Raw genomic sequence first — 23,646 nt, forward strand, 5'->3', positions numbered from 1 at the left:
TCCGCTTCAGTTCACTCGGCGGGCTGCTGTCCGCCGAGACGTTGCCAGCGGATGTCCTCCGCCGACGTCTGGATCTTGCCAGGGACTGTTTTCAGCGCGTCCAGATCGTGGACGATCAGCCGACGCCGACGGGTGCAGTTCGGCCACCAGCCGCGGCTGCCGTCGTGCCGTGTTCACGAAGCTCAGGGAATCGGGATTCCCAAGCGGTCTTGACTACGACAGGGAGGAACAGGTCACACCACACCTGTCGCAGCGATCTCGCGTTCAGATACGTGTTGAGGTCGTCACGAGTCTGGGCCTCGCGGATGACACGCTCGTACATCAGTCGGAAGCCTGCCTCGTCGGCCAGGTCGTAGATGTAGTGCGGTCCCCAGTCGATGTGGCGCGGCAGCGTGACGCCACCAGTCGTCGGCCCGTCCAACTCGGCGCGTGACTCCGGAAGTACGTACGGCTTCGCCGCTGCGTACCTGTTCATGATTTCAGCATGGCTGATGTGGTCGCTCGGCGGCGCTGATCACACAGTCGAGCGCACCAGGGAGTGAACGCCGACGCGAGGCGACCGGTCGGCATGCCCGACGCCTGATCTGGCACGCAACGGGCACGGGATGCCTAGAGAGGTCTAGACAACAAACAAGGTCCGGGTCTCTGACCTGCGCCTTCGTCGTGGAGCGGGTGACGGGAATCGAACCCGGGCTCTGAGTTTGGGAATCACCGGGCTGTCAGTGCCCAGGAGTGTGCTGACCCGGCCATACGCCTCCGGCCTTGTCAGCGCGGTGGGCTTGAGATGACCGCTGGTGGCCGTGGTATCCCGCCTGTTCTGGCACGCATCTGGCACGGCTCCATCGTGTGCGAAGCGGGTCCGGCATGGTGGGTTAACACTTGCATTAACATCGACGCCGTGGCTCAATGGGAAGTGATCCTCGTCGCGGAGGTTGCGGCGTGGTTCGAGACGCTGGCCGAGGGAGACTGGGACAGTGCCGAGCAGGTGGAAGACGCCATCGACATGCTGGCGGCGACGGGGCCAACGCTCGGTCGCCCACTGGTCGACCGAATCAAGGGTGCTGAGAACCATCACCTGAAGGAGCTGAGACCGGGGTCGTCTGGGAACAGCGAGATCCGGATTCTCTTCGCGTTCGATCCCGTGCGGCGAGCGGTACTGCTGGTGGCTGGCGACAAGGCTGGAAACTGGCAGGGCTGGTACAACACCAACATCCCGATCGCCGAGAAGCGCTACCAGGCGCATCTGGCCGATCTTGAAACCAGGGAGTACGAATGAGCGCGGTCAGCTGGGAGGAGACCAAGCGCAAGGCGCGCGAGCGGCGCGAGGCCGCTGGGCTGCCGGTGCGATCTGCGCAGGAAAAGCAGGCGGCGATGGACCGGCTGACCGCGGAGGTACGCGCTCACAAGCTCGCAGAGGTCCGGCACGAGCAGGCGCTGACCCAGCGCCAAGTTGCCGCTTCCATGGGGGTCTCCACGCCTCGGGTTTCGGCGATCGAGCACGGCGAACTGGACCGCGCCGAGCTGGCCACGATCCGCTCCTACGTCGAAGCGCTGGGTGGTCGGCTGCGTGTGGTCGCGGACTTCGGGGACGCCGAGTACACCGTCGCTTGAGAACACCTCCGCGCTGGGCGTCCGTGCGTGCAGACGAGCGTCGGGTTCGACGCCACGGGCGCGGGAGGCGAACGGAGGTCTACAACAAACAAGGCCCGGGTCGCTGACCTGGGCCTTCGTCGTGGAGCGGGTGACGGGAATCGAACCCGCGCTCTGAGCTTGGGAATCACGGGGTGATCAGCCCCAAGCACGTCGCTTGACCTGCGTAATCGGATTCCGTCGACAGTTTGGTGGGCTCACCCAGGCACCCGTCATTGACCGCTGCTGACCGCCGTATCTGGTGCGCATCTGGTGCGGCGGACGCTACCCCTGCCGCGCTGCGTCCAGGTGTGCCTGGCCGCCAGGCTCGCCTCGCGGCAGCCAAGGGCCGATCGCATGCGGGCTTGCGCCGTAGTGACTGATCAGCCGAGCCATGTCACGCGGGTGATCACAACCAGCTCAAGGCGTTCCAGCGCCATGAACATGAAGAAGCCCCGTCCCCCGAAGATGTCCTGTGTCCGCAGACCTCCGCCGTGCGGATTTCCGCGGCCGACGTCGACCGCGTCCCGACCCAGGACCGTCAGCTGCTCAGCCAAGCGCTCTACCTCGGCCACGACTTCGGGCGGCAGGCCGCATACGACATGCTCGGCGTCGGAGTCGTAGTCCCAGGTCCAGGTATCGCTCACGCGGAGATCTCGTGGTGGGCCAGGTCCGTGATCTGCCGGATCTCGAAGAGTGCGGAGCGAAGGGTCTCGCGGTCGGTGGCCTCCTGCGCTACGGCCTCCAGTTCGTGCAGGCGTGCGGCGCGGGATGGGTAGCGCTGGATGGCGACGAACTCGCCCCACCACTGCAAGAAGGTACGCAGTGGAGCGATGGTGCTCTGGGCAGCGGCTTGTTCGACGGCGCGGTCGAGGTGCTCGACGAAAGACGGCAGCTGGGCGGGGGCAATCTGGGCGACCGCCGCGCGGAGTGCTGCCGGGGTGAGTGCCGGCATGGGGATCAGGGGCCCGTCGGGGGCAGAAGGCTGTTCGGTCATCGAAGCGTCTCCTGGGCGGCGGTCTACGCGATCATCATGAGCCTGGCCGTGTTGCGGTCGCTGGGCTGAGCCTACGCCCGCGCCTCGTCCGCCACATAACACCCGACGCGTCTCGATCGCTTTGGCCCAAGTGTGACCGTTGCGCCTAGATCTTGGTGCGGCGTCGCGGGTTGACGGAGGCCAGCGGCCCCGGGCAGCAGAGAAGCCCCGGGCCGCTGGCCTGGGGCTTTGTGTTGGAGTGGGTGACGGGAATCGTACCCGCGCTCTGGGCTTGGGAATCACGGGTGGTTTGGTCGTCACAACGGTGTTGAGCTGCGGAAACGGACGCTGCGAGAGCGCCGGCCTCGACTCCTGAGCGGACCCCTATTGACAGTGGTGCGCCACTCGGTCTGGTGCGCATCTGTTGCAGTACTCGCGACGGCGGGCGTGCGGCTGGCTGCACCGCAAACGGTCGGCCCCAACTCAATCGCGAGCCCAGTCGAAAGGCATCGGCGAACCCTGCGGGATAACCCAGGGGTGGGGATAGCGCGCCTGACAACCGATGCAGCGCGCGACGAACGGTCCGGACTCCGGGTTCGTGAGAACGCTGTAGTGGGTGGAGGGCTGAGCTGGGAGCATGTGGCCGTTCGCCGTCGTCTCCAAGCCGGGCCACTCCGGCGAACATTGGCATGGGCGTTCTCCCGCGAACAAGTCGCCATCAGGGGTCTTGGCCGTGCTCTTGAAGAGCTTGGCGAAGTTTTCTCGGATCGACACGGCTGTGGCCCCCTTCGTTGCGTCCGACTCCCGGACCTCCAGACAGTAACCGAGGTCGGCGGACGGCTCTGGGCTGGCGCTGCCACGGCCTCGTAGGCTGGCCCGCGGATCGGGCGGGCTTCGGACCTGCCCGCAATAGCCCGATCCAGGGCCGTGATCTTCGAAGCTCGCGCCCAAGCGTGAGCGGCCTCGACGCTCGCGTACGGGCACACCGTGAGGCGGCCCAGAGCCCATCGGGCACGCAACGGGCGCGGGAGGCATAAAGAGGTCTGGACAACAAACAAGGCCCGGGTCGCTGACCTGGGCCTTCGTCGTGGAGCGGGTGACGGGAATCGAACCCGCGCTCTGAGCTTGGGAATCACCGGGTTGATTGCGGCCGATCATTGCGCTGACCTGGGTAAACGAGTCATGGTGTGATCTTGGGCGGGGGCTCTTGGTAGCCCCTGTTGACCGTGGTTTACCGCTCGTTCTGGCACGCATCTGGCACGGTGGTAGCTCCGGTCACTCGTATACGACTGCGGCGCTCAGGGCGCGGGCGAAGAACGTCCAGGTGTCGTCCGTCGGCATCTCCTGGCCGAAGTATCGATACCAGCCGGGTGATCCCTCGATCCATGCCGCCAGTGCCTCTAGGTAGCGCTCAAGCGTGGGGTTCTCCCATTCATCTCCTCGTTCGAGGAGATCGTCCCGCAGGCTGAGTATGTGGCTCACCAGGGCTTCGCGGCTGTCGACTCCATGGGCGGGGTGGTCCGGAAGCTGCTCCATGTCGGCACCTTAGTGCGGTCTGCCGCCTCTCTTCGATCCGCAGTTCAGCCAAGGTCGCCCGCCCGGTTGGGCTGGGTTCGGTGGCGATCATGTGGCCTCTGGGGCAAGGAGAAGCCTGACCTCTTCGTCTCGAACTACGGGCGGGGCAGTCGCTGAGGTCTCCTGGTCAGCTGGTCGATGGGGGCCGGTGTCGGTCGACTGTGGTTGAGGTGGCTGCTGTACTTCCCTGCTGTACAGCAGCCACTGGCCACCGACTTGGGAGTTCGATCTCCGTCCTGCCTGGCTGGCCTGCCGCGGGTGTCGATGCCACGTAGCTGATGGCTGTCGCTGCCGTCCGTGGTCGTTGATGTCAGCTTTGGCTGTCAGCGGAACCGCTCCGGTACTGGGCAAGCCTCCAATCGCTCATCTGGCCGATCGGCTCAGCCCCACCAGACATGCCGACCCGTACAGCTCCATAGCGTCCGGCAGGTCCGTCGGCCATCGTCCTCGCCCTGGAAATGGAGGGGGCGAAGCGGCACTTGGCGCGATTCTGAGCTGCGGAGCGGATGCGGGCGGTGGACAGGTACCCTCTGCCCACACTACGAAGACCCGTACCATAGCCGACTGGCTGTTGCCCTCACCTCTGGCGATTCCGTTTCGTCGGCACCGAACTTCGTGCCACAGTGCACCCATGCGTGCATTCATGAAGGGCATCGGTAGTCTCGCAATCCTTGCCGCTTTACTGTTCGGTGCGGTGGAGGTCGTAGCATTTCTGGCGAGGTACGTAGGTCATCAAGTTTTTCACGGCGTAAACCCTACAGTTGCCGCCGCAGCGGTAACCGCAATGGCGACGGTTCTCGTAACCGTTTTTACGCTGGTTGTCGGGCGCTACGTAGAACGCAAGAAGGCTATCGAAGCAGAGATTCGGGCCAGTAAAATACCTGTTTACACTAGGCTGGTAAGCGGCCTCATGAGGACGGTACTGAACCCCGAGTCATCGAATGAAGACGAGGTAGCGCAGTTCCTGCGTGAAATTACGCCAGATCTAATTACGTGGGCTTCTGACGATGTGCTGATTGCCTGGTCTAAATTCAAACGAGAAGCGCAAGTTCTCGTATCTGAGGATACGGTATTTAGCTTTGAGGAGCTCTTGTCCGCAATTCGCCGAGACTTTGGGCACAGTGGCAGAAAAGTGCAAGAGGGAGATCTCCTGGCTCTCTTCATCAACGACATCGAAGAACAGTTGGCCAGGCGGCGCGCTCAAAGGGGGCGCCGTGTAAGAACCCCCGAATCATAAGTGGCTAGATTCGGGGACTATACCGACTGCGGGCATGGTGTTAAGAAACGATTTCCCCCAAACGCTTGCCAAGTCTGTTGGTGCCTTGCCGGGCCCTGTACGGGGCCGGTCACCTGCGTTCATGGGCGATCCGCCCGTGGTGCCCACCCGGGATGCAGCCTCCTCTGAACGGCTGCGTACGGCGATGAATGAGACGGAAACTGATACGGCCACGCGGGTCATTGCGGCGTATCAGCACGTCGGCCAGTGGGGGCAACCACACGGCTGCGGTTTTCGGCGAGAGGGTAGTAGACGGTGCTCTCAGCTGTGTCGGGGTGTTCGGCGAAGAGAGCTTTGTCGAGGGCCATCCGTGCTGCGTTTACGGCGTCTCGCGCGGCCGTGAGCTTGCGTGTGGGCTCAGATGCCGGTCCGCTCTTGGGGTAGGCGCTGCCGAGCTCGCCGATTCGACGTGTGAGTTCGTCGGCGATGCCAGCGAGTGTGCGTCCGATGTCGTTGTGCTGTTCGTGGGTCAGGCGGGGCTTGGCCATGTACGGCCTCTCCTGCTCGGCGTTTGTCGGTCAGGCTCTGTCTCGCGCGGCCGCCGCGTCTTCCGAAGCGGTCCATGCGGCTGATGGTGGGCGTACGTGTACACCGTGTCGGCTGTAGGGGTCACGGCCGACGATGCGTCGATGCATGGGGTCGATCTCCACGCTGCCTGCTCCTGGCTGCCACACAGGGGCTGGCGCAGATGACCAGTCGGGTGCCCCAGGAAGCGGGGCCTTCAGTGCTTTCTCGCCCATCCCATGATGGAAGCCTCCGCACACGCAGTCACACGGCGTATCCGGTGCCGCCAGTGCGCAACTGGCTGAGCCGCAGAACGGTGTTCTGGTGTCGTCTGGGTGGTGCATGCACAGTCGGGGCGTGCAGGGGGTCTGTAGATACCAGTCCAGGCATGCCACGGCCCCGGTGAGTTCCCGGTCCAGGACAGCGAGCGTGATCGGTATGACATCCTCACGTACGGCCGTGGTGCACCAGAGGCTCACGGGCGGCCCATTACCGAAGACTGGGTCTCGGTAGCCGGACGCAAAGATCCGCGCAGCCGCGTGGTTGCTGATCGCGCACAGATCAGTGCTGAGACCCATGGGGCGGAAGTCGCCCATGGCCATGGAGTCATCAGACAGATGAACCCACTTGCTTCCGGCGGCTCGAATCTCGAAAGCACCGCCGTTGATCTCGCCCCACTCGCGAACCATGCCGACCAGCGTGGTCTTCGTGTCGCGTCCGTCAGCGAGGCGCCGCTGTTCGGCCGGCGCCTTGGCAAGGATGCGCGCAATCGCCTCCTCGACCTGCTTGGCCGACTGAGAGCTTAAAACCGACTTGCCATGTGATGAGCTCAACCAGTCTCCCTCATGCGTGCCTGTGGCACTTGCTGTTCTCCCAGCCTCGTCCTTTGCTCGACGCGCGACTTGTGTACTTACCCCTGCCTGACCGTGCCTACGCGCAGCGGGCCTGCGGTGTGCACGAGCACTCTGTAGGGGACTTGGCGGCCCTCCACCAGGGCGATCGCTACAGGCCATGAGCTTGGGAATCACGGGCACTTGAGCGATCATTCGACCGCTGACCTGCGAGGACGATGCTTGGTGGTTGCTGCAGCCGGGCACCGTGTCACCGCCGATGACCGTGGTTTACCGCCACTTCTGGTGCGTGCGCCTGTCGGAAATATGGCTCAGGCTGCGTTCCACCGACATCGGTAGAAGTCGGATCCGTTCTGGGTCAGGAATGACGCCGTAGTCGTCGAGGAGGGCATCCGCCTAGCCTGGCCCGTTCCGCTCCGTGCTCCGGGTGGCAACGGCCAGGTCTGCCTGCCGGTCGGCGAGGCCGAGGCCGCCCACGTCCACGTGACCGGACCAGGACGATGAGGCGGTTGATCGGGGGCGCGGATGGGCCAGCGGGCGCCTCGATGCCCGCGCGCCGAGCGATGTCCAGGCGGTGGTCCACCGACCAGCTGAGGGGGCAGTCGGCCACGGGCAGCCGCTCGTGCACAGGTAAGGCGGGATAGCACACCGATATCATTCATGTGATATACGATCTCTGGTATGGGCGAGTTGTATGTGGTGGAGATCGAGCCGGAGGTGCGGCAGTGGCTCGCCAATCTTTCGCCGCAGCACTACCGGCAGGTCGAGGAGAAAGCCGAGCTTCTGGCTGAGCGGCCTACGACGCTTGGTGAGCCGCACTCCCGGTATCTGGGCGACGGCGTGCGAGAACTCCGCCTGAGTTTGAGCGGCGGTGCCGTGCGGATCTCTTACTGGCTCGCTCCTGGACAGCGGATCGTGTTGCTGACGGTCTTCCGTAAGACGAAGATGCGCGAGGATGCCGAGGTGAAGCGGGCGAGGCAGGCCAAGCAACTGTGCGAGACGGAGCATCCGGTTGCCCACGAGACGTACAGTCGTGACGCATACGAGGAGGAGCGGTGAACCACGCACGTTGGAAGCTGGCCCGTGAGCGGCGGTTGGCCGAGGGCTACACCGAGCCGCCTGAGGTGACAGTGGAGCGCGAGCAGATCCGGCTGGCCATGGAGCTCGGTCAACTCGTCTACGACCGTCGCAACGAACTGGAGCTTACTCAGGATGACTTGGCGCGTCGGCTTGGTATCTCAGCCGACGAGGTCGAGAGTATCGAGGTCGGTGGGGCACTGCCGGTCACCTCTGATCTGTTGGCCCGGCTGGCTGCGGCTTTGGGGGTGGGCGTGGATGTGCACCTCGCTCCCTCGGGGAGCACCGCTGTGTCCTTCGATACACATGCCGCGTAGGGGTACACGGTGGACTACGGGCAGCGGCTGGCCGATGGGGTGCGCGCGAGACGTCGGGCACTGGGTATCTCGCAAAGTGAGCTCGCCCGTCGGGCAGGCATGACCCAACCCGGGATATCGCGCATAGAACTGGGCGGCACCACGCCGACACTGCCGCTGCTCTCCCGGCTGGCTCAGGCGATGGAATCCGATCTGGACATCCACCTCGCCCCCGAATACGGCGAGGTCACTGTCCGCTTCACACCGCGCACCAGGGAAGTCGCCTGATGGGGACTCCTGCCTTCTGGCACGAGGACCTTCGTGAGGTCTGGAGAATAACAAAGCTCCAGATCGCTGACCTGGAGCTTTGTGCTGGAGCGGGTGACGGGAATCGAACCCGCGCTCTGAGCTTGGGAATCAACGGCGCCTAGAAGGGGCATGTGCCTCTGACCTGCGCAGATGTGTGCCCAGAGGTGCCGTCGGCTTGGCTTCATGACACCGCTGTTGACCCCCATTAGCTGTCCTCAAGGGCACGGATGGGGCACGCGTCCCCCGGCTGCCCCGCGTGGGGCGCTTGTGAGGCAAAGCGAAATGTGACATGACTGCGTCCAGATACCGCATTGCAGGCGCGACCGGTCTGCATGGGGCCGGGCGCAGCCGCTGAGGGTCTCCAGTGCGCGGGGCCAGCGCGACGGGGGCTTGGATGGGCTCGTCAAGGCCCGAGGGGGAATGGCAGTCCGGCGATTCCGCCCTGCCCGCACCGGGGCTCTCGACCGAGCGCGCGGCACGGGGCGGCCCGGTTAAACAGGGGCCAGTAGGCTGATGCGCGGTGGTGGCCGTATCCGGCCGCCGCACGGCGGTGGGCCCGGCCAGGACTCGTGCAGGTCAGGGGGTTGGCTTCAGCGGGTTTCGGGTGGTGTCGGGAGGGCTCTGAGGGCGGAGCGGTCCCCAATGGCTCTCGAGGGATCCCCGGTCGGCCTCTCTGCCGGTGTCCCGAGGGCGGCGGCGAGGGCATTCAGGTGCCGGTGGGCCACGGAGTGGCTGCTGAGGAGAAGTCCGTTCGGGGTGAAGTGAGGTGCTCCCAGGCATCGTTCGAGAGCGGGGAGGTAGTTCCAGCGGACGGCGGGGTGTGCGGAGTGGGCGTAGTGGTGCAGGTCGCCGTACGGCAGCCAGGTGGCGGCGGCGATGGCGGCCAGGGTGCGGTTGCGGGGGTACAGGCGCAGGCAACGGCCGGCCTCGACCCAGGCCGGGGAGCCGGTGCGGGGGTCGGGGTCGAACCATGTATGTTCGACCAGCAGGCTGAGCCAGGCGAGCTGTGGGTAGAGCAGGATTCGCGGGACGAGGACACCGCAGACCACCGCGGTCCATCCGCCGGCCAGGTACGCGATGCCGAGGATGGCACCGCCCGCAGCCACTCGCCCCCATGAGGTACGCAGATTGGCGGCGAGGCCGGCTGCGGTTGCCCGGATGCCGCGTGGGGTGAGCGGATAGAGGAGTGCGATGGCCGACTGCGCGCGGGTGGCCCCTGGGCGCAGCCCGGCCTGGTAGAGCTCGGTGAGGTTGGGGTCGGCTCCGGGAAGTGTGGCGTTGGGGTGATGATCGCGCACGTGCCGTTTGCGTCGCGCCGTCGCCGACCCGAGTGCGAGGGGGTAATGCGCGCCGAGTTCGGCGAGTATCAGGTTGGCGCGACCGGTGCGGGCGAGGACGCCGTGGATGGCGAAGTGGCTGATTTCCTGAAGGTGACGGAATTGGGCCGCCACTCCGATCGCGGCTGCTGTCGCGCCCAGGGGGCCGAGGCCGGCCAGCATCCACCAGCCGAATATCTGCAGCCATTGGCCTGCCAGGAGAAGGCTGGGCGTCCAGTTGTTGGCGTGAATGCGTTGCAGGGCTATCAACTGGGGGGCGTCGGCCATGCGGGGGCGTCTTCGGTTGAACCAGATGCGGTCGATCTGGCGAAGTGCGAGTCCGGCGGCAATGACGGCTAAGGCGAGCAGCATGGGCGGTCCCCGAGCAGGCGGAAGGCAGACGACTGCTCCGCATGATCGTGACCTACAGTACATCTAGTCAACTAGTTCGGGTGGTTGCGGCTGTCGGCTCATGTGAAAGCGGCTGCCACCCGAAGGTGGCAGCCGCTGTGTGCCGCGGTGCTCACGGCGTGGATGCCGACAGCGCCCGCTCCGTCCCTTACAGCCCTTCGACGGTCTGCTTGACGCGATCGGCGTTCCAGGTGTCGGCGGCCGTCATCGGGCGGACGATGGCTTCGTAGGTCTGCAGAGCCATGGGCGCGGAGTCGGCGCCGTGACCCCATACGGATTCGAACCGGCCGATCCAGCGTCCGACGCCTTTGAAGTAGACGCTGCTGCGCCCCTTGGTGTAGTCGGCGTCTCCCTGTTCTTCCTCGACCAGTACGGCGGCGGACGCGATGATGATGACGTCAACGGCCTGGTCGGCGCGCAGGCGGTCGCGGACGGCGAGGCCGCAGGTGACGCCCAGCTGGCGATGGTGGTCGATGAGCTGGAGAAGAGGGCGTGCGTAATCTTCCCGGATCAAGTCGTCCTGGTAGGAGATGAACAGCCGGTCGATACTTCCGCCGGCCTCGATCAGACGGCGGTTGGCGGTCTGGTATTCGCGTCGGCGGGTGAGCAGCGACGGGTTGGTGGTCAGGTCGGCTGCCAGGATCTTCTTGGGCAGCGACTGGGCATCGATGAGCGTCTTGACCAGCAGCACTGACAGGCGGGGGACTTCGCTCGCGTAGACCCGCAGGTGCCCGTCGGCGATCTCGCCGTAGTCGGAGATCAGCTCGCTCTCCAGTTGGGTGCGGACCAGGTCGTAATAGTGCGCGTCATCCATGGTTTTGAGGTTGGTGACCCGGCGTAGAGTGATGAACGCCTTGCGCAGCCACACATGGTTGGCTGTCATCACGATGACGATCACGGTCTCCGCCGCCAAGAGGCCGTTTTTGACGCTGGCACGCGCGCTGGCCCAGGCGATGACCGGGATGGCGATCCCTGCTAAACCGATGAGGGCGTTCATCACGGGCGATGCCAGTATGTCGACAACCCGGGTTGCCGGGTCGCGGCGTGGTGCTGACATGGCGGGTCCCCTCCCAATCGAGTGTTCGTCGGTGCCGAGTGGTCCGGAGCTCCGGGACTCGGTCACACGGTGCCTGGTGGCCCCCCGGTGCCCGGGTGTGCCTTGTGGCCGGCGCTGGACTGCGGCCGACGTCGGCCATGCTCCGGCGTCGTGTGCACCTCCGGCGTGGGGGTCAGCGGGATGTCGTAAGTGATGTCCCATCGTTCGGCCGGAACCAAGATGTCCGCGGTCTCCACCGGTCGCCCGGCGATGTCGTAATGGGTGCGCTCGATCAGGGTCGCCTGTGATCCGGCGGCGATCCCCAACAGGTGTGCCTGGCCGCGGTTGACCTGAACCGGGCGGGGCACTTCCATGACACGTCCGACGGTGATCCCGATGTGCGCCATCCGGGCGACGACACCGTGCCCCGCGAGGGGGCCGCCCTCGGGCAGAACCACCACGGTGCCTCCGGTCAGGGCCATCGGCTCCCAACTGGTACACAGCATCACGGGCTGTCGGTCGGCCAGAAACTCGTAAGTGGTACGAACGCACAGGGCGTCGGCTTGGGTGGACAGTCGGGCGGCGACGGCGGGCGGCGCAGGAATCTTGGCGGTGCTTTCCGCTTCCCAGGTGCCGTGAAACCCGGCCGGTGCGAGTCCGGGGCGACAAGGGATGTCGCTGTGCCGGGGCGAGGGGGTGCGCAGCATAGTGCGGCGTGGGTATGGCGCACGGACGAAGGTACCCGAACCTGGTCGGCCTTCGAGTAAGCCCTGGTTGATCAGCAACTCCTGCGCGCGGCGGATGACATTTTCCCCCACGCCGAACTCGCGCCCCAGCTCACCACGGGAGGGCAGCCGGTCGCCGGGTGCCCACGTGCCAGCGGTGATACGAGTGCGGAGGGCGGCGGCCACGCGGAGATAGGGGGCCGGGGACGCGGAGGTGTCGCCAGCCATTCCCTCTCCTCACCCGCAGTGCTGACCTGTACGGATTGACAATCTAGTGCACTAACTAGAAGCTAGTTAACTAGAAGTCACCATGGGTGACTGAAGGTCGATCGAACGGTGAATGCAGTGGGCTATGACGGCCAGATCGCCGCGATTCACTTCGCGGTCGTACAGCTCACCGCCTTGACGGGGACCCGGCCCCGCGTGACCGAGGAACCCGGCGCTGTCCTCGTCGAGACCGACGTGACTGAGCAGGTCACCCGCCACTGGTCGAGCTTTGTCGCCATCCTTGACCTGGGCACCACGTTCGGCCTGACCGACACCGACAGCGGACAGATCGCCTGGTTGCGTTTCGAGTTACGAGAAGGCGCCCGGCCATGACCACACAGCGTCCGTATGCCACCGCCTGCCACTTCGCCAAGGGCCACGGCGCCGAGAACGACTTCATTGTCCTGCCCGACCCCGACGGGCAACTCGCCCTGTCCGCCAGTTATGTGGCGCGCCTGTGCGACCGGCGCTCGGGCATCGGCGCCGACGGCATTCTGCGAGCAGTGCGCTGCACAGCCGCCCCGGAAGCCGCCACGATGGCCGCGGACGCCGAGTGGTTCATGGACTACCGCAACGCCGACGGCAGCAACGGCTCCATGTGCGGGAACGGTATCCGGGTGCTGGCCCGCTACCTCGTGGACGCCGGCCTGTGCTTGCCCGGCACGTTCGCCGTCGCGACCCGGGCCGGGGTCCGCCAGGTCGACGTCCCCGATCGCAGCCCCACCTTTCAGGGGCCGGTGACCGTCGCGATGGGACGCCCCGAGCTGCCGGGCACCACCGGCATCGAAGTCGTTGTCGCCGAGCGGCGCTGGGCCGCTCTCCACGTCGACATGGGCAACCCACACGCCGTTGCCTTCGTCGACGATCTGGACCACGCGGGAGATCTCCGTACGTCCCCCATCGTCGCGCCGGTCGGCATCTACCCACTCGGTGTCACCGTTGAGTTCGTGGTCGACCAAGGTCCGGGGCATCTCGCCCTGCGGGTCCACGAACGCGGAGTCGGAGAAACACGTGCCTGTGGGACCGGCGCGTGCGCCGCGGTCGCTGCCGCGATGAGACAGGCCGCGCAGCCAGGACCTGCTCGCTACATCGTCGATGCCCCCGGCGGCCGACTCCATGTAGAGGTGCGCTCCGACGGTGCCATGTTTCTCACCGGCCCCGCGACGATCATCGCCCAGGGCACAGCTCGGCTGACGTTCTGAGCCATCTCGGTCGTCGAGGAGTGCGATTCGGGGGCGACGGGCGGATAGCGGACGGTGCCGGCCGAGGTCGAACAGCAGAAGTGCCTGGCACCACGTGGGGCCTCCACCAGCAGCCCGTCGACTCGACGGCGAGCGGCGAGATCGTGCTGTGCCAGTAGTCCGACGACCGACGGCATCCGCGACCTCCCGGCAAGCGACGATACGACGGGCCACCACTCCCACGGAACTACCGCGCTACCCCCGACCAGCGGATACGCATCGATCACACCCGGAAAGACAACAGCTCCTGAGGCGTCTCGATCGCTTTGGCCCAAGTGTGATCGGGGTGTGGCTGGAGCGTCGATATGGAGTTTTGGGTTGGCAGAGAGAAGCTCCGAGCAATAAAGCAGCACCAGGCGGCTGGCCCGGGGCTTTGTGCTGGAGCGGGTGACGGGAATCGAACCGTGCTCTGAGCTTGGGAATCGATGGGATTTGGAGGGCGCATATATGGCCTTACCTGCGGCGATGCTCTCATTCGGGGCTGAGTGGGTGGGTGTTTGGATGTCCTTGTAGACCGTTGTTGACCGAAGACACGGATGGGGGCATGGGGTATGCCGGATGCCTTACTGCTGGACGGTGTGGTTGCTGTGCTTCTCGGCCAGCCGGCCGGCGCACACGGCGGACTTGGCCCGTCGCTCGGCATCCTGCTTGGCCCGAAGGGCGGCGACGCGTTCGCCGGGTGGGTGCATGCAGTAAGGGCAGCCGCCAACTGCCTCGAAGGTTTCCCGAAAGCCCAAGTGACCAAGATGACACCGAACAACCTCGGCTGTTCGTCCCTCCTCAGTCCAGAAGAGGGGTATGCGGTCAATGTCGTTTGTCATGTGATCAAGTTCTCTCGGAACTGGCCTGTCAGGATGTCTTGAGCAGCAGTATGTCCGAAGCATTGCCCTCCGGTGACTCAAGCCGACGGCTCGCCTACCTGCCTCTGTGAATCCATGACCGCTCGGGCCTCTGTGCAGGTCCACTGCTTTTCCCGAGGAGGCGGTGGGTGCTTGATTAGGTCGAAACGGCGGGGGTGGGAGGCAAGGATGGCGTGCACGGTCCAGGAAACGTCCTTGTTGCGCTTTGCTTGGGGCCATGCTGCCGACACCCGGCAATATCTATTCAAGGTGTCGCGCGATATATTTAGGGCATCGGCAAAATGCCCCAAAGCTGCTTGGTGGGCTGGCGGGGTGTCCAACCGTGCCGTTAGATCAAGGAGGAGATCCCCGAGCATGAACTGCGCGTCTGTCTGTCGCTTTGCTAGCTTTCTCCCCTCACGCCGCAGCTCTGGCCAAGAACGCATCAAACATTCCTTTCATGTCGATCCCGGGTTGAGTAAGTGCGCAAATCTTTTTTGGAACGTGGACTGGGCGGAGCGTTTCTGTGTGAAATGCTCCACCCCCTTGTCGGCGCATATCAATGCGACGGCGCCTTGCGTCCGCGCCGAGCAGTCCCGGTGGTCTTCGGGCTTGCTTCGATGGCCTTCGCGGCGGACTGTGCAGAGAAGCCCGCTGCTTCCAAAAGGGCCATTGAGGTGAAAATGTTCTCGCACACACCGCGCAGTAGCCGCACCGTTGGTAGCTCCTGTTCCTCTGGGGGGAGAATCACGATCGAGCAGTTATAGATCCGCTGTGCCTGCTGATGCAGGGACTGCAGTCGTTCGGTCGCGTAGAGAGTGCACTTGTGGTGGTCTACGGTGACTGTGTAGGTGCCGTGATGGTAGGTCCAACCCTTCTTCTCGCTCTTGCACTTATAGTCCTTGATCCAAGCCTTGCCGCGCTCGAACTGGCCACGAGTGTTGCGGCCCATGGCCTGTTCCGTCAGTAGACCGGCTTCGCCGGCCTTTTCGACTCGGTTCCATATGTCCTCTCCGCTGTCGTGCGCCGCTTGGCGGCGCCGCGTCGCCATGATTACTCGCCTTCTTCATCCTTCAGCAAGCGCGCCAGGGCCTTGTCCATGTCGGTCTTGCCTGTCTTGATCGCCGACTCACACCAGTCGAGGAACGAGCGGGCTTTGGTGATGTTGTCCAGCACCGCTTCCTTTGTGTCTGCGGTGTAGTCCTGCGCGTGGACCTGTGGGATAAGCCGTTGCAGAGAGACGAAGAACGACGTGAAGCTGCCCAGCAGTTGCAGGATCTCCAAGGGAGCGTCCTGGTATGAGACTTTGGACGGCACCTCCTCCTCTTGGATCTCTTCTTCCTCGGCAGTGAGTTCCGCCTCGGCTGCGGCTTCCTCGTCGACCTGCCGCCAGTGCTCGTACTGGGCTTGGCGCAGCATGTGGCGTGCATGCGGATCGGCAACGAGTCGTTGTCTCATCTCCGGACGGTGCTTGAGCATCTCACCCACTGCTACAGCAGCGTCCTCATCACTCCCCAGAAGGGTTTCAGCGCGTTCCCAGCGTTCCTCGCGATTCGTTGGCGTTTGGGGCTTCGTGTTATCTCCGGCTCGGAGTGCCTCGTTGTACGTCCAGTGTTGTTCCCCAGTGAACGGGTCCAGCGGATCTTTCCGGATCTTGACGTACCGACTTCGCGTCGACGCTAGGGCTGCGTGCACGGAGAATGAGACATCGGGGCGTCGCTTTTCCTCTGGCCATTGCGTTGCGACATAGTAATAGCTGCGCAGCGTGTTCGGATTGATGCCGATCTGGTTCGCATACAGTTCGATTACCTCGGCGACTTCCCCATGGCCACGCCTGTGGCTATGGAGCATGTCGATCACCGTATCGCCCAGCTCGAACTGAATCCCCGACTGCCGCTTGACTAGCGCGCGCCCCTTGCGGACATATTTGTTCCACTCCGACTTGCTGTAGCCGGCGGGGATCGTCATGACAGTCACTGACGGACACCTTCTCCCCAGCGTCTGGACATGCGTCTCGATCGTGGCGGGATGGCGCCCGGCGGCGAGATGCCTGCTCAGCGCGTATGTGGTGCACGGGTGACCCACGGGCGTCACCCTGCGTGTTCTTTGTGATTACTTTACGCCCTGACGTGGCACATTGCCTACATATGGGACTAAAGTTTCGCGCGGATATGGCGGCCTGGGATCTGCTAAGGCCGTTTGGACACACACTGTGTTTATGTGATTCTTCTGAGTGTCGGGAATCTCTTAGCGTGCTGTTCTGCTGCGGTGGGAGGTCCGGTCACGACGAGTGGTGGAGCCGGAGGCTTCCTGCCACCCGGATGGGGCTTGCAGACGTCATCAGTGGCCAAGCATCGTTTCCCGAGCTGCTCTGGCCCACATCGCCTGCTGTCGCGTCGTGAATCCCATGCGGTTCCAGTGGAAGAGGATGTGTCTGGCCAGGATGGTGCGTGTGCCGAGCGTGAGTTGCCCTTCCTGTCCAGCGTCTGTGAGGGCCCGCCCGGAGGTCCGCACTGCGTTGATCCACTTGGCGAGGGGCGCGAGCGAGCCGCCTGCCGCCAGCGCAGGGCTGGGATCGATGGCCAGGAGCTTCTGAAGCTTGTGCGTCATGGTGGTGAGCCGCTCCACGGGAACTCCGTCGGGCAGTGGCCTCTTCGCTTCGACGCGTGCCCATACGTCGCCTTGTTCGCTCCACTCCTGTCTGGCGGCGCGCAGGAATGCGCTGATGACGAGGAACGAGGTGGCCTTGGCGTCGAGGAGTCCGCCGGAGTCCGTCTTCACGTCATGTAGGTAGTCAAGAACTCCGACGCTGTCTGTGTGGAACAGGTCGTGGGCAATCGTCATGCCGTCCGGGCCACCGAATGCGGCCGTCTCCGGCTCGTACAGGCTCGGCCACCAGCGCTTGGTCAGGCCCATCGTGACTGTGCGGTCGAGTGGTTCGGCCAAGTAATGCCCCACGCCCTCGACGGTTGCATTCGGGCCGGGAGTGACTCGCAGGCGCCAGCAGGGCTGCTTGCGGAGGAACCACCATGCCGCGACTGTTCCGGTGTCTGTTGCTGTCCGCAGGGGCGGCAGGACGTGGGTGGCAAAGGCGTGCTCGGCGGTCGGGTAATCGGCGAACTCGATGTACACCTGGTGCCAGCCGGTGGGGTCGGGCTGAGCGTCGAGTGCGGCGCGGCCGGCGGCGCGGTATAGCTCGACGGCTTCGGCGAGACGCCCCGGTGACCAGCGGACCTGGGCGGCGGCGTCCGCGATGGGGGCTCCGGCAAGGACAGCCAGGATGGCTGTCTCGGCCGCGCTGGTGTTGTACGGATCCACCGTTATGCCTCTCCACGGGGCGGGGGAGTGGTCAGATGGGGAGTGGTCAGATGAGGAGGAGGCAGGCGTCCCAGTCGCTGACGGGCGCCGTGCCTGCTTCGGCGCTTTGGAAGGCGAGGACCGCTCCGGCCGTGCCTTCGAGGAACCCGGTTTCCGCCGGGGGGCCGAGGCTGAGGAAACGTTCGCTGAGCTGCGGCAGGCGGTCGGTGAACAGGTTTGGATTCTCCGCTTCCTGGGCGACGCGTTGGACGACGCGCATCAGGCCGCCGATGCCGTGGCATAGCCCGCGGTTGGTGAGCTGGTCAAGTTGGAGCCGGTCAGTCAGGCAGTAGAGAAGGGCACGCTCGGCCATGCGTTTGCGGTGGACATCGCCCAGAGCGGTGGCGGCGAGCTGCTGGGCGCGGACCAGGCCGGGGGTGCCGTAGCACCAGGATGGCGCCGTCGGTTTGGTGGGCACTGCGGTGGTTCTGGTGACCCATCGCGGCCAGCGGGTTCCTCGGTGGTCGCTCTGGCGTATCCGGTCGAGCCAGCGGCAGATGCGGGCCATCGCATCATCGTGGCCGTTGACGGTGATGCCGTGTCGTTTGGCGAGTGCGAGGAGCGCCAGTGGGCCGGTGATGCCGTGGGCGAGACCGGCGTTGGCGTGGCCGCCGGGGGTAGGTGCGCCGAGGTGAACGGGGGCGTGCCATACCCACCAGCCGGGCAGCGTGTCCCCGTCCGGGCCGGGGATCGGCTCGGTGAGGCGCACCAGGTACTCCAGGACTCCCTTCATCTCGTCGCTGGCGGGGGCGCGGCGCAGGAGGAGGGCACCCAGTCCGGTCAGGCCGCGTAGCAGGTCGTACTCGGCGAAGCTGGTCTGCCTGCCCTGGTCGATGCGGGCGTGAGCGACGTCCAGACGGCGGCGGGTGTGCGCGGCCACGAGCCCGTCGACGGTGTGCAGGGCCCTCGCGTATCTGTTGCTGTCAGCGGCGGCCAGGTGCAGGGCGTACGCCATCGCAGGAGCACCGAGGAACAGGCTCGCCTCGTCCCCGTCGATCAGAGGCCGGGCGGAAGCGAGTTGCTGGTGTACGGCCTGCCAGGGGGCGAGGTTGCGCCGGGCTCGTTCGATGTGGAGCAGGGCGATGCCGAGGGGGCCGTGGGCGAGGGACTGCTTGGTGGCGAGGTCGGTGTCGGGTGGGGTTGTGGTCACCGTGGAGCTCCTTGGGCTCGTGCGGTCCAGGAGAGGGCGGCGGCGCGTGCCAGGCGGCGGCAGGTGGCTTCGGCGTCGGGGGCGATGCCGGCAGTGCGGTTGTGGTGCATGTGCAGCAGGGACGGCAGTACGGCGGCTGGGTCGGTGCCGTTCGCTTTGAGAGCTTGGCGGTAGGCGGACAGGGCGTTGCGGCGCAGGGTCCACGTCGTGGCGACGTGGTCGCCGTCGGGCAGGGCTCGCAAGGCGGCGTAGTCGGGGTCTGGGGTGGTGAGACGGACGGCTGCGGAGAGTGCGTCGCGCGGTGCGGCGTCGCCGTCGTTCTTCAGAAGGTTCGACGTGAGCCACGCCCGGGCTTCTGCCGGGGAGCCGAGGAAGGCGTCGGCGATGTCCACGAAGCTGGCGGCGGTGACGGCAGGCCGGAGGCCATCGGGGATGGGAAGGGCCATCTGCGTGAGGGCGGCGGCGGAGTCGGCGGCGAAGACGTGCTCGGCGGCCTCCAGGGCGGGGCCGGTGCCGTAGCGTCCGGTCTCCGGCTCGTCGGTGTCCCACTGCACGCGTTGGAGCAGGCCCTCGGCTCGCAGCTCGACTGCCCACGCGGCGACGCGCTGTGCGGCGTCGTCGAAGGCGTGCGGGCTTCGGAGACGGAGCCGCAGCCGCAGGTGGCTGTCGGGGTCGTTGTAGCGCGTGAACCACCACGTCGGTGCGTCGGCGCCCCAGTCGCGGAGAAGACGTGGGAGGTGCGTGGTGATCAGTTCGGGTGCTCGTTCGGCGTTTCCGTAGAGCTTCACGTACGCCCACGGTGTGGCGCCGGGCAGTCGGCCGGAGTCCCGGCAGACGACGGCCGCTGTGCGGCAGACGGTGGCGGGGCAGGGTTGTTGGTCGGAGGCGAAGGACGCAGTGACTTGGTGGGCGCGACCCAGCCAGCCGAGCGCCGCCTCGTCAGGCGCTTCGTGCAGCACCACGGTTTCGTGGCGATCCAGTTCGGCGCGCAAGAGCTGCTGGTGGGCGAGGATGTCGAGGTCCAGGCGGAGACGTTGGTCGTTGCTGCCGACGTACACGGTGCGGGGCACGCCGTAGCGGATGCGCCAGTCCGTGAAGTGGAACATCCAGTCTTTTCCCTCGTCACTGAGGTCGCGTGCGCTCAGCCGCCAGCAGGCGGCGGACAGGATGGTGCGGCCGACGCGGATTTCGGGCAGGAACGGCAGTCTGGCTGCCGCGCCCCAGGCGAAGGGGGTGAGGATGGCGGTGTGGGAGCGGTGCAGTTCGCTGACGAAGCGGACGAGGGGGTGGGTGGCGCTGCTGAGTTCCACGGCGTTCATGACCGAGGGCTCGATGAGCCGGCCGGTGGAGAGGGACACCAGGTACAGGCTCCGGGAGTCGGCGACGACGCCGAGGTCCTCCAGGTCGAGCGTGGTGTCGGGATTGTGCTCGCCGACGGACAGCACATGCGGCACGACGGCCGGGGCGCGGCCTACGTTGCGGGTCGGCAGCCTCAGCGGTGGGCTGGACACCTGCCCGTGCACGGCACCGGCGGCCAGCGTGGGCAGGGCGGCGTACGCGGCGGCCATCCGGTCGCGGTCGGGCTGGTCCAGCATCGTCAGGAAGCGGCCCGTGGTGGTGCCGGCCGCGAGGGACAGGCCGGCGGTGACCAGTGCGAACCGGCCGTGCTCCACGTCGTCCAGTGAAGGGGACAGCACGGTGAAGCACAGTTCGACATGGGCGGGAACCTGTGTGGGCTCCCCGAGCGACATGGCTTCGATGTCCTCCTCGGTGAGGACGACTTCGCGCTGATCGTTGAGCGCTGCGGTCTGGGCGAGTTGGAGAAGATGTTCGTCGCGGCGGGTCGTGGCCAGGACCGGCCTCTTCAGGACCGTGCCTCGGTAGCCGACGGGGAAGCCGAGGCCGGTGTCCGGGTCGGTGAGGTCGCGCAGGGGAACGATCGCGCCCATGCTGTAGCGCTCCAGGAACCGCGCGCGGTAATCCTGCCACGCCGGAGAGCCGGTCGGGTACGGCGAGATCCGGGAGATGACCTCCAGGGCGCGCTCCGCCTCGCGCGTGACGGCTGGCGGCAGGACGATGTCGCAGTCGGGGCGCACGTTCACCACCAGGGTGCGGGAGGTGACACCGGTGAGGGAGGTCATCCGAGTGGTCGCCTGCGAGCGCAGAGCCCGCTGCTCGTCGTGAGAAGCCGTGTCGTGCGCAGTGAGCAACCGGTGGATCTCGCGCAGCTCCTCAGCCATCGCTGCACTGCTCGGTTTGGCCGCGGCGCCTGTGGTGTCGAGCTCGGCTACGAGGTGCCGCAGCGCGTCGTCGCACGTCATAGGGGCGTGCAAGCTGGTCAGCAAGACCCGGTGGGTGACAAGGCCGCACACCATGTCCTCGATCAACGCGGTCGGCGTATCCGGGTAGTCGCCGCGGAGCTTGGCCACGATGTCGCCGACCGTGATCGGGGAACGAGCGAGGGCAAGCACCGCTTCCACGGCCCGGGTGCGCCGTAGCGTGGTGTCGGTGGGGCTGTCCGTGCCCGGTTGGTTCGACACGGCCACCCGGGTGCCGCGCACGGTGCAGGTGGGGTCGACCACGACGGGCAGGCACCGCAGCACCTCCCGGTTGTCCTCCAGAGCGGTGATGACATCGTTCAGCCACTCCGCATCGGCCCGCGCGAAGGCACGGTGCTCACTGCCCCACTCCACCTGGGCCGTGTGGCCGAAGCGCACGGGGGTGGGCCCGGCGAACAGCCCGAACGGTGTGGCTCGGTGCTGGGTGCGCAGCAGATAGCGGGCGAGTGAGGCCGCGGTGCGCCGGACGGCGCGCGGTCGTTGCCGGTCCCCGGCGAGCACTTCGTGGACGGCGGTGGCGAGGAGCGGTGCGGCGAACTCGATGGCGGTCGCCCGGGTGTGGTCCGCCCAGACCTGCGCGATCCACTCGCGCTGGCGCTCGACGGAGGCGGGGGTGTCGACGTCCAGGTCGGGCCAGGGAGGCAGCGTGGCCGCCAGCGGGAAGACCGATGCTCGGATCACGCTCGCATCGATTGCGTGGTACATGGCTGTGCCTCCTTCTTCGTCGCGGCGATGTGCGGGGGCCGGACACGTCAGATCCCGCCCGGCCCCCGGCTCTGGTGGGTCAGCCGCCGATGCAGGTGCTGTTGGTGCAGGCGGACGCGCAGGTGGAGGTGCAGTTGTCGCTGGTGTCGTTCAGCAGCGAGCCGATGACCGGGGCGGAGGCGACAGTCTCGATGTTGAGGTCGAAGTCCGACCCGGCGGCGCTTCCGAAGTCGGTGGCGGCCTTCAGCGTCGTGGTCGTGTTCTGTGGTGCCATCACGGTCTCCTTATTGAGAGGCGGGTGGGATGGTGCTGTGCCGGCCTGGTCATGAGGCCGAAGGCGTCACGGCCAGGTGATCGTGATCCGCGTATGGGGCCGGTCGATGAGCCGGCCTGGGGGAAGCTGGTCGGTCGGCGTGCCCGCAGGGTGGATCTCGATGTGGGCGCGGTGCTGGCGGCGGTCACGGCCCCAGACCTGGATCTGCTTGATCAGGCGGTCCGCGACCTTACGCGCGTGCGGTCCGTGGCTGATCGCCCCCAACTCGAACCGGTCGGGGTCGTCAGTGGGGCGCGCGGTGCGGTAGGCGAAGCTGTCACCGTCTACGAGGGTCGGCACGCCCATCGGCGACGCACTGGCGACCAGGCCACGCTTCCGTGCGGCGATCTTGGCGGCCATCAGGGGGAGGTTGTCGAGCGCGGTCGTCAGCCACAGGTCCAGATGCTCGGTCGACTCGTCGCCAGCCACTGTGACGTCCGACCACGCCTCGACGCGGGGCATGCCCAGGGCGATGCGCAGGGCCTCGGCGTCGGGTTCGGGATGACCGTCCAGACGAAGGGCGATCTCCTCCCCCTCCACGTCGTGGAGGAGCACCAGGCGCACGCGGTTCTCGCCCACACCCTGCATCGGTACGAACCCGCACAGCTCGAACCCGTCGCTGACGAGGCGATCGCCATCGCGGACGAACGCCACCGTGCGGGTCATACCGCGCATCCGCAGCGGCACCACGAGCCGGCCGCCTTCGGCGAGTTGGTGAATCCAGGCGGACGGAACGTCGGCGGCCTGCACAGTGACGACGATGCGGTCGAACGGCGCGTGGTCGGCCATGCCGTGCTCGCCGTCGGCGGTGACCACGATCACGTTCCGGTAGCCGGTCGCCTTGAGGAAGTGTTTCGCCTGTTGGGTAACCTCGCGATCAATGTCCACAGTGACGACACGGCCCCGGTCGCTTACCACCTCGGCGAGGTAGGCCGCGTTCACCCCGCCCGAACCAATCTCCAGGACGCTCATCCCCGGCTGGATGTCGGCTTGCTCGATCTGCATCGCCTGGACGCGCGGGGCGGACACCGAGCTGACGTCCACACCCGTCGAGTCCGCCTTCGTCACCGCGGCGAACTCCGCCTCGTACATCTTGGCCATGTCCACTTCGGGGGTGGCCAGATGCCGGGGAACCGAGCGGAACGCGGCCACAACACGGGGGTTGCGCGCGGCGCCCAACTCGATCAGCCGCTGCACCATTGCGTCGCGCAACTCCTGCTCGGACGCCTGGGCGCTATCGCTGATCTTGGTTGTCATGCCGTGGACGTTGTTCACGAACGTTCTCCTTCTCGGCGGCCTGCGCCGAGGGCGTTGAGGGCGGGCGTTGCAGAGGGCCGGCGGCGAGGGAGGCGCCCCGCGCCACCCGCCCCGGCGGCGAGATGCGTGGTTGGTGTGTCGAGTGGCTTGCCGGTGGTCCGCTTGCTGATGGGTGAGGCTGTGCGGGTACGTAAGCG

27 protein-coding genes are annotated in these 23,646 nt (G+C 66.2%); 9 read left to right on the top strand and 18 right to left on the bottom strand.

What is annotated here, in order from left to right; genetic code table 11:
- Positions 1-115: 115 nt before the first annotated feature.
- Positions 116-475, bottom strand: coding sequence for a hypothetical protein (locus ABTY62_RS36135; RefSeq protein ID WP_352133641.1), 360 nt, complete (start codon positions 473-475; stop codon positions 116-118).
- 414 nt (positions 476-889) lie between these two features.
- On the opposite strand from ABTY62_RS36135, the gene ABTY62_RS36140 reads away from it, so the two are divergent.
- Together ABTY62_RS36140 and ABTY62_RS36145 are read left to right on the top strand one after the other, a co-directional pair.
- Positions 890-1,276 carry a type II toxin-antitoxin system RelE/ParE family toxin gene (locus tag ABTY62_RS36140; protein WP_352133718.1) on the top strand — a complete coding sequence of 129 codons (387 nt, stop codon included), beginning with the start codon at positions 890-892 and terminating at the stop codon, positions 1,274-1,276.
- Positions 1,273-1,611, top strand: coding sequence for an XRE family transcriptional regulator (locus ABTY62_RS36145; protein ID WP_352133642.1), 339 nt, complete (start codon positions 1,273-1,275; stop codon positions 1,609-1,611). Before ABTY62_RS36140 ends, ABTY62_RS36145 begins: the two co-directional genes overlap by 4 nt.
- 401 nt (positions 1,612-2,012) lie before the next feature.
- Here ABTY62_RS36145 and ABTY62_RS36150 read toward each other — a convergent pair whose 3' ends face one another.
- The 3 genes from ABTY62_RS36150 to ABTY62_RS36160 form a co-directional block, all read right to left on the bottom strand.
- Positions 2,013-2,276: a hypothetical protein gene (locus ABTY62_RS36150; protein WP_352133643.1), complete on the bottom strand. Its 264-nt coding sequence runs from the start codon at positions 2,274-2,276 to the stop codon at positions 2,013-2,015.
- Entirely contained in the window at positions 2,273-2,626 is a 354-nt protein-coding gene (locus ABTY62_RS36155; RefSeq protein WP_352133644.1) for a DUF6247 family protein, read from the bottom strand. Before ABTY62_RS36155 ends, ABTY62_RS36150 begins: the two co-directional genes overlap by 4 nt.
- A gap of 1,254 nt (positions 2,627-3,880) precedes the next feature.
- Positions 3,881-4,141 (bottom strand): DUF7660 family protein, encoded by a 261-nt coding sequence (locus tag ABTY62_RS36160; RefSeq protein WP_352133645.1) that lies wholly within the window; start codon positions 4,139-4,141, stop codon positions 3,881-3,883.
- A gap of 670 nt (positions 4,142-4,811) precedes the next feature.
- Here ABTY62_RS36160 and ABTY62_RS36165 point away from each other — a divergent pair.
- Positions 4,812-5,417: a hypothetical protein gene (locus ABTY62_RS36165; protein WP_352133646.1), complete on the top strand. Its 606-nt coding sequence runs from the start codon at positions 4,812-4,814 to the stop codon at positions 5,415-5,417.
- Between the two features lie 218 nt (positions 5,418-5,635).
- On the opposite strand, the gene ABTY62_RS36170 is transcribed toward ABTY62_RS36165, so the two are convergent.
- A complete protein-coding gene (locus ABTY62_RS36170) occupies positions 5,636-5,944 on the bottom strand; it encodes a hypothetical protein (protein WP_352133647.1) in 309 nt (102 codons plus the stop codon).
- A gap of 30 nt (positions 5,945-5,974) precedes the next feature.
- Positions 5,975-6,793: a hypothetical protein gene (locus tag ABTY62_RS36175; RefSeq protein ID WP_352133648.1), complete on the bottom strand. Its 819-nt coding sequence runs from the start codon at positions 6,791-6,793 to the stop codon at positions 5,975-5,977.
- Positions 6,794-7,492: 699 nt separating this feature from the next.
- Between ABTY62_RS36175 and ABTY62_RS36180 the strand changes: the two genes are divergently transcribed.
- The 3 genes from ABTY62_RS36180 to ABTY62_RS36190 are packed head-to-tail and all read left to right on the top strand — an operon-like array spanning position 7,493 to position 8,472.
- Positions 7,493-7,870, top strand: coding sequence for a type II toxin-antitoxin system RelE/ParE family toxin (locus ABTY62_RS36180; protein WP_352133649.1), 378 nt, complete (start codon positions 7,493-7,495; stop codon positions 7,868-7,870).
- A complete protein-coding gene (locus ABTY62_RS36185) occupies positions 7,867-8,205 on the top strand; it encodes a helix-turn-helix domain-containing protein (protein ID WP_352133650.1) in 339 nt (112 codons plus the stop codon). The genes ABTY62_RS36180 and ABTY62_RS36185 overlap by 4 nt, the downstream gene beginning before the upstream one ends.
- Positions 8,206-8,214: 9 nt before the next feature.
- Positions 8,215-8,472: a helix-turn-helix domain-containing protein gene (locus ABTY62_RS36190; RefSeq protein WP_352133651.1), complete on the top strand. Its 258-nt coding sequence runs from the start codon at positions 8,215-8,217 to the stop codon at positions 8,470-8,472.
- Between the two features lie 611 nt (positions 8,473-9,083).
- Here ABTY62_RS36190 and ABTY62_RS36195 read toward each other — a convergent pair.
- Entirely contained in the window at positions 9,084-9,791 is a 708-nt protein-coding gene (locus ABTY62_RS36195; RefSeq protein ID WP_352133652.1) for a hypothetical protein, read from the bottom strand.
- Between ABTY62_RS36195 and ABTY62_RS36200 the strand changes: the two genes are divergently transcribed.
- Positions 9,780-10,169 (top strand): hypothetical protein, encoded by a 390-nt coding sequence (locus ABTY62_RS36200; RefSeq protein WP_352133653.1) that lies wholly within the window; start codon positions 9,780-9,782, stop codon positions 10,167-10,169. The two genes, ABTY62_RS36195 and ABTY62_RS36200, sit on opposite strands and share 12 nt — an antisense overlap.
- 199 nt (positions 10,170-10,368) lie before the next feature.
- Here ABTY62_RS36200 and ABTY62_RS36205 read toward each other — a convergent pair whose 3' ends face one another.
- The gene (locus ABTY62_RS36205) at positions 10,369-11,217 is read right to left on the bottom strand and encodes a hypothetical protein (RefSeq protein ID WP_352133654.1); all 849 of its coding nucleotides are present in this window, start codon (positions 11,215-11,217) and stop codon (positions 10,369-10,371) included.
- Positions 11,218-11,339: 122 nt separating this feature from the next.
- A complete protein-coding gene (locus tag ABTY62_RS36210; protein WP_352133655.1) occupies positions 11,340-12,209 on the bottom strand; it encodes a GntR family transcriptional regulator in 870 nt (289 codons plus the stop codon).
- Between the two features lie 117 nt (positions 12,210-12,326).
- On the opposite strand from ABTY62_RS36210, the gene ABTY62_RS36215 reads away from it, so the two are divergent.
- Together ABTY62_RS36215 and dapF are read left to right on the top strand one after the other, a co-directional pair.
- Positions 12,327-12,581, top strand: coding sequence for a hypothetical protein (locus ABTY62_RS36215; protein WP_352133656.1), 255 nt, complete (start codon positions 12,327-12,329; stop codon positions 12,579-12,581).
- The gene (gene dapF, locus ABTY62_RS36220; protein ID WP_352133657.1) at positions 12,578-13,450 is read left to right on the top strand and encodes a diaminopimelate epimerase; all 873 of its coding nucleotides are present in this window, start codon (positions 12,578-12,580) and stop codon (positions 13,448-13,450) included. Before ABTY62_RS36215 ends, dapF begins: the two co-directional genes overlap by 4 nt.
- Before the next feature lie 602 nt (positions 13,451-14,052).
- Here the strand turns inward: dapF and ABTY62_RS36225 are convergent.
- From ABTY62_RS36225 to fxlM, 9 genes are all read right to left on the bottom strand, one after another.
- Positions 14,053-14,178, bottom strand: coding sequence for a hypothetical protein (locus ABTY62_RS36225; protein ID WP_352133658.1), 126 nt, complete (start codon positions 14,176-14,178; stop codon positions 14,053-14,055).
- 209 nt (positions 14,179-14,387) lie between these two features.
- Entirely contained in the window at positions 14,388-14,774 is a 387-nt protein-coding gene (locus tag ABTY62_RS36230) for a DUF6192 family protein (protein ID WP_352133659.1), read from the bottom strand.
- Positions 14,775-14,887: 113 nt separating this feature from the next.
- On the bottom strand, positions 14,888-15,379 hold the full coding sequence (locus tag ABTY62_RS36235; protein WP_352133660.1) for a BTB/POZ domain-containing protein: 492 nt from the start codon (positions 15,377-15,379) through the stop codon (positions 14,888-14,890).
- A 2-nt stretch (positions 15,380-15,381) separates the two neighbouring features.
- Positions 15,382-16,296, bottom strand: a complete 915-nt coding sequence (locus tag ABTY62_RS36240) for a DUF6192 family protein (protein WP_352133719.1) — start codon at positions 16,294-16,296, stop codon at positions 15,382-15,384.
- Between the two features lie 372 nt (positions 16,297-16,668).
- On the bottom strand, positions 16,669-17,646 hold the full coding sequence (locus tag ABTY62_RS36245) for a thiopeptide-type bacteriocin biosynthesis protein (protein ID WP_352133661.1): 978 nt from the start codon (positions 17,644-17,646) through the stop codon (positions 16,669-16,671).
- Positions 17,647-17,692: 46 nt separating this feature from the next.
- On the bottom strand, positions 17,693-18,835 hold the full coding sequence (locus ABTY62_RS36250) for a lanthionine synthetase C family protein (protein ID WP_352133662.1): 1,143 nt from the start codon (positions 18,833-18,835) through the stop codon (positions 17,693-17,695).
- A complete protein-coding gene (locus ABTY62_RS36255) occupies positions 18,832-21,879 on the bottom strand; it encodes a lantibiotic dehydratase (protein ID WP_352133663.1) in 3,048 nt (1,015 codons plus the stop codon). Before ABTY62_RS36255 ends, ABTY62_RS36250 begins: the two co-directional genes overlap by 4 nt.
- A gap of 79 nt (positions 21,880-21,958) precedes the next feature.
- On the bottom strand, positions 21,959-22,153 hold the full coding sequence (locus ABTY62_RS36260) for an FxLD family lanthipeptide (protein WP_352133664.1): 195 nt from the start codon (positions 22,151-22,153) through the stop codon (positions 21,959-21,961).
- 66 nt (positions 22,154-22,219) lie between these two features.
- Positions 22,220-23,467 carry a methyltransferase, FxLD system gene (gene fxlM / locus ABTY62_RS36265; protein ID WP_352133665.1) on the bottom strand — a complete coding sequence of 416 codons (1,248 nt, stop codon included), beginning with the start codon at positions 23,465-23,467 and terminating at the stop codon, positions 22,220-22,222.
- Positions 23,468-23,646 lie beyond the last annotated feature (179 nt).

The sequence above is a fragment of the Streptomyces sp. NPDC097640 genome (assembly GCF_040302705.1).
In the GTDB taxonomy this organism is placed as follows: domain Bacteria; phylum Actinomycetota; class Actinomycetes; order Streptomycetales; family Streptomycetaceae; genus Streptomyces.

Bases quoted from the DNA above. Each gene is read 5' to 3' on its own strand.
- ABTY62_RS36135 (WP_352133641.1), bottom strand. From the start codon at position 475: ATGAACAGGTACGCAGCGGCGAAGCCGTACGTACTTCCGGAGTCACGC.
- ABTY62_RS36145 (WP_352133642.1), top strand. From the start codon at position 1,273: ATGAGCGCGGTCAGCTGGGAGGAGACCAAGCGCAAGGCGCGCGAGCGG.
- ABTY62_RS36155 (WP_352133644.1), bottom strand. From the start codon at position 2,626: ATGACCGAACAGCCTTCTGCCCCCGACGGGCCCCTGATCCCCATGCCG.
- ABTY62_RS36160 (WP_352133645.1), bottom strand. From the start codon at position 4,141: ATGGAGCAGCTTCCGGACCACCCCGCCCATGGAGTCGACAGCCGCGAA.
- ABTY62_RS36165 (WP_352133646.1), top strand. From the start codon at position 4,812: ATGCGTGCATTCATGAAGGGCATCGGTAGTCTCGCAATCCTTGCCGCT.
- ABTY62_RS36170 (WP_352133647.1), bottom strand. From the start codon at position 5,944: ATGGCCAAGCCCCGCCTGACCCACGAACAGCACAACGACATCGGACGC.
- ABTY62_RS36180 (WP_352133649.1), top strand. From the start codon at position 7,493: ATGGGCGAGTTGTATGTGGTGGAGATCGAGCCGGAGGTGCGGCAGTGG.
- ABTY62_RS36200 (WP_352133653.1), top strand. From the start codon at position 9,780: ATGATCGCGCACGTGCCGTTTGCGTCGCGCCGTCGCCGACCCGAGTGC.
- ABTY62_RS36205 (WP_352133654.1), bottom strand. From the start codon at position 11,217: ATGAACGCCCTCATCGGTTTAGCAGGGATCGCCATCCCGGTCATCGCC.
- ABTY62_RS36210 (WP_352133655.1), bottom strand. From the start codon at position 12,209: ATGGCTGGCGACACCTCCGCGTCCCCGGCCCCCTATCTCCGCGTGGCC.
- dapF (WP_352133657.1), top strand. From the start codon at position 12,578: ATGACCACACAGCGTCCGTATGCCACCGCCTGCCACTTCGCCAAGGGC.
- ABTY62_RS36225 (WP_352133658.1), bottom strand. From the start codon at position 14,178: ATGCACCCACCCGGCGAACGCGTCGCCGCCCTTCGGGCCAAGCAGGAT.
- ABTY62_RS36230 (WP_352133659.1), bottom strand. From the start codon at position 14,774: ATGCGTTCTTGGCCAGAGCTGCGGCGTGAGGGGAGAAAGCTAGCAAAG.
- ABTY62_RS36235 (WP_352133660.1), bottom strand. From the start codon at position 15,379: ATGGCGACGCGGCGCCGCCAAGCGGCGCACGACAGCGGAGAGGACATA.
- ABTY62_RS36240 (WP_352133719.1), bottom strand. From the start codon at position 16,296: ATGACGATCCCCGCCGGCTACAGCAAGTCGGAGTGGAACAAATATGTC.
- ABTY62_RS36255 (WP_352133663.1), bottom strand. From the start codon at position 21,879: ATGTACCACGCAATCGATGCGAGCGTGATCCGAGCATCGGTCTTCCCG.
- ABTY62_RS36260 (WP_352133664.1), bottom strand. From the start codon at position 22,153: ATGGCACCACAGAACACGACCACGACGCTGAAGGCCGCCACCGACTTC.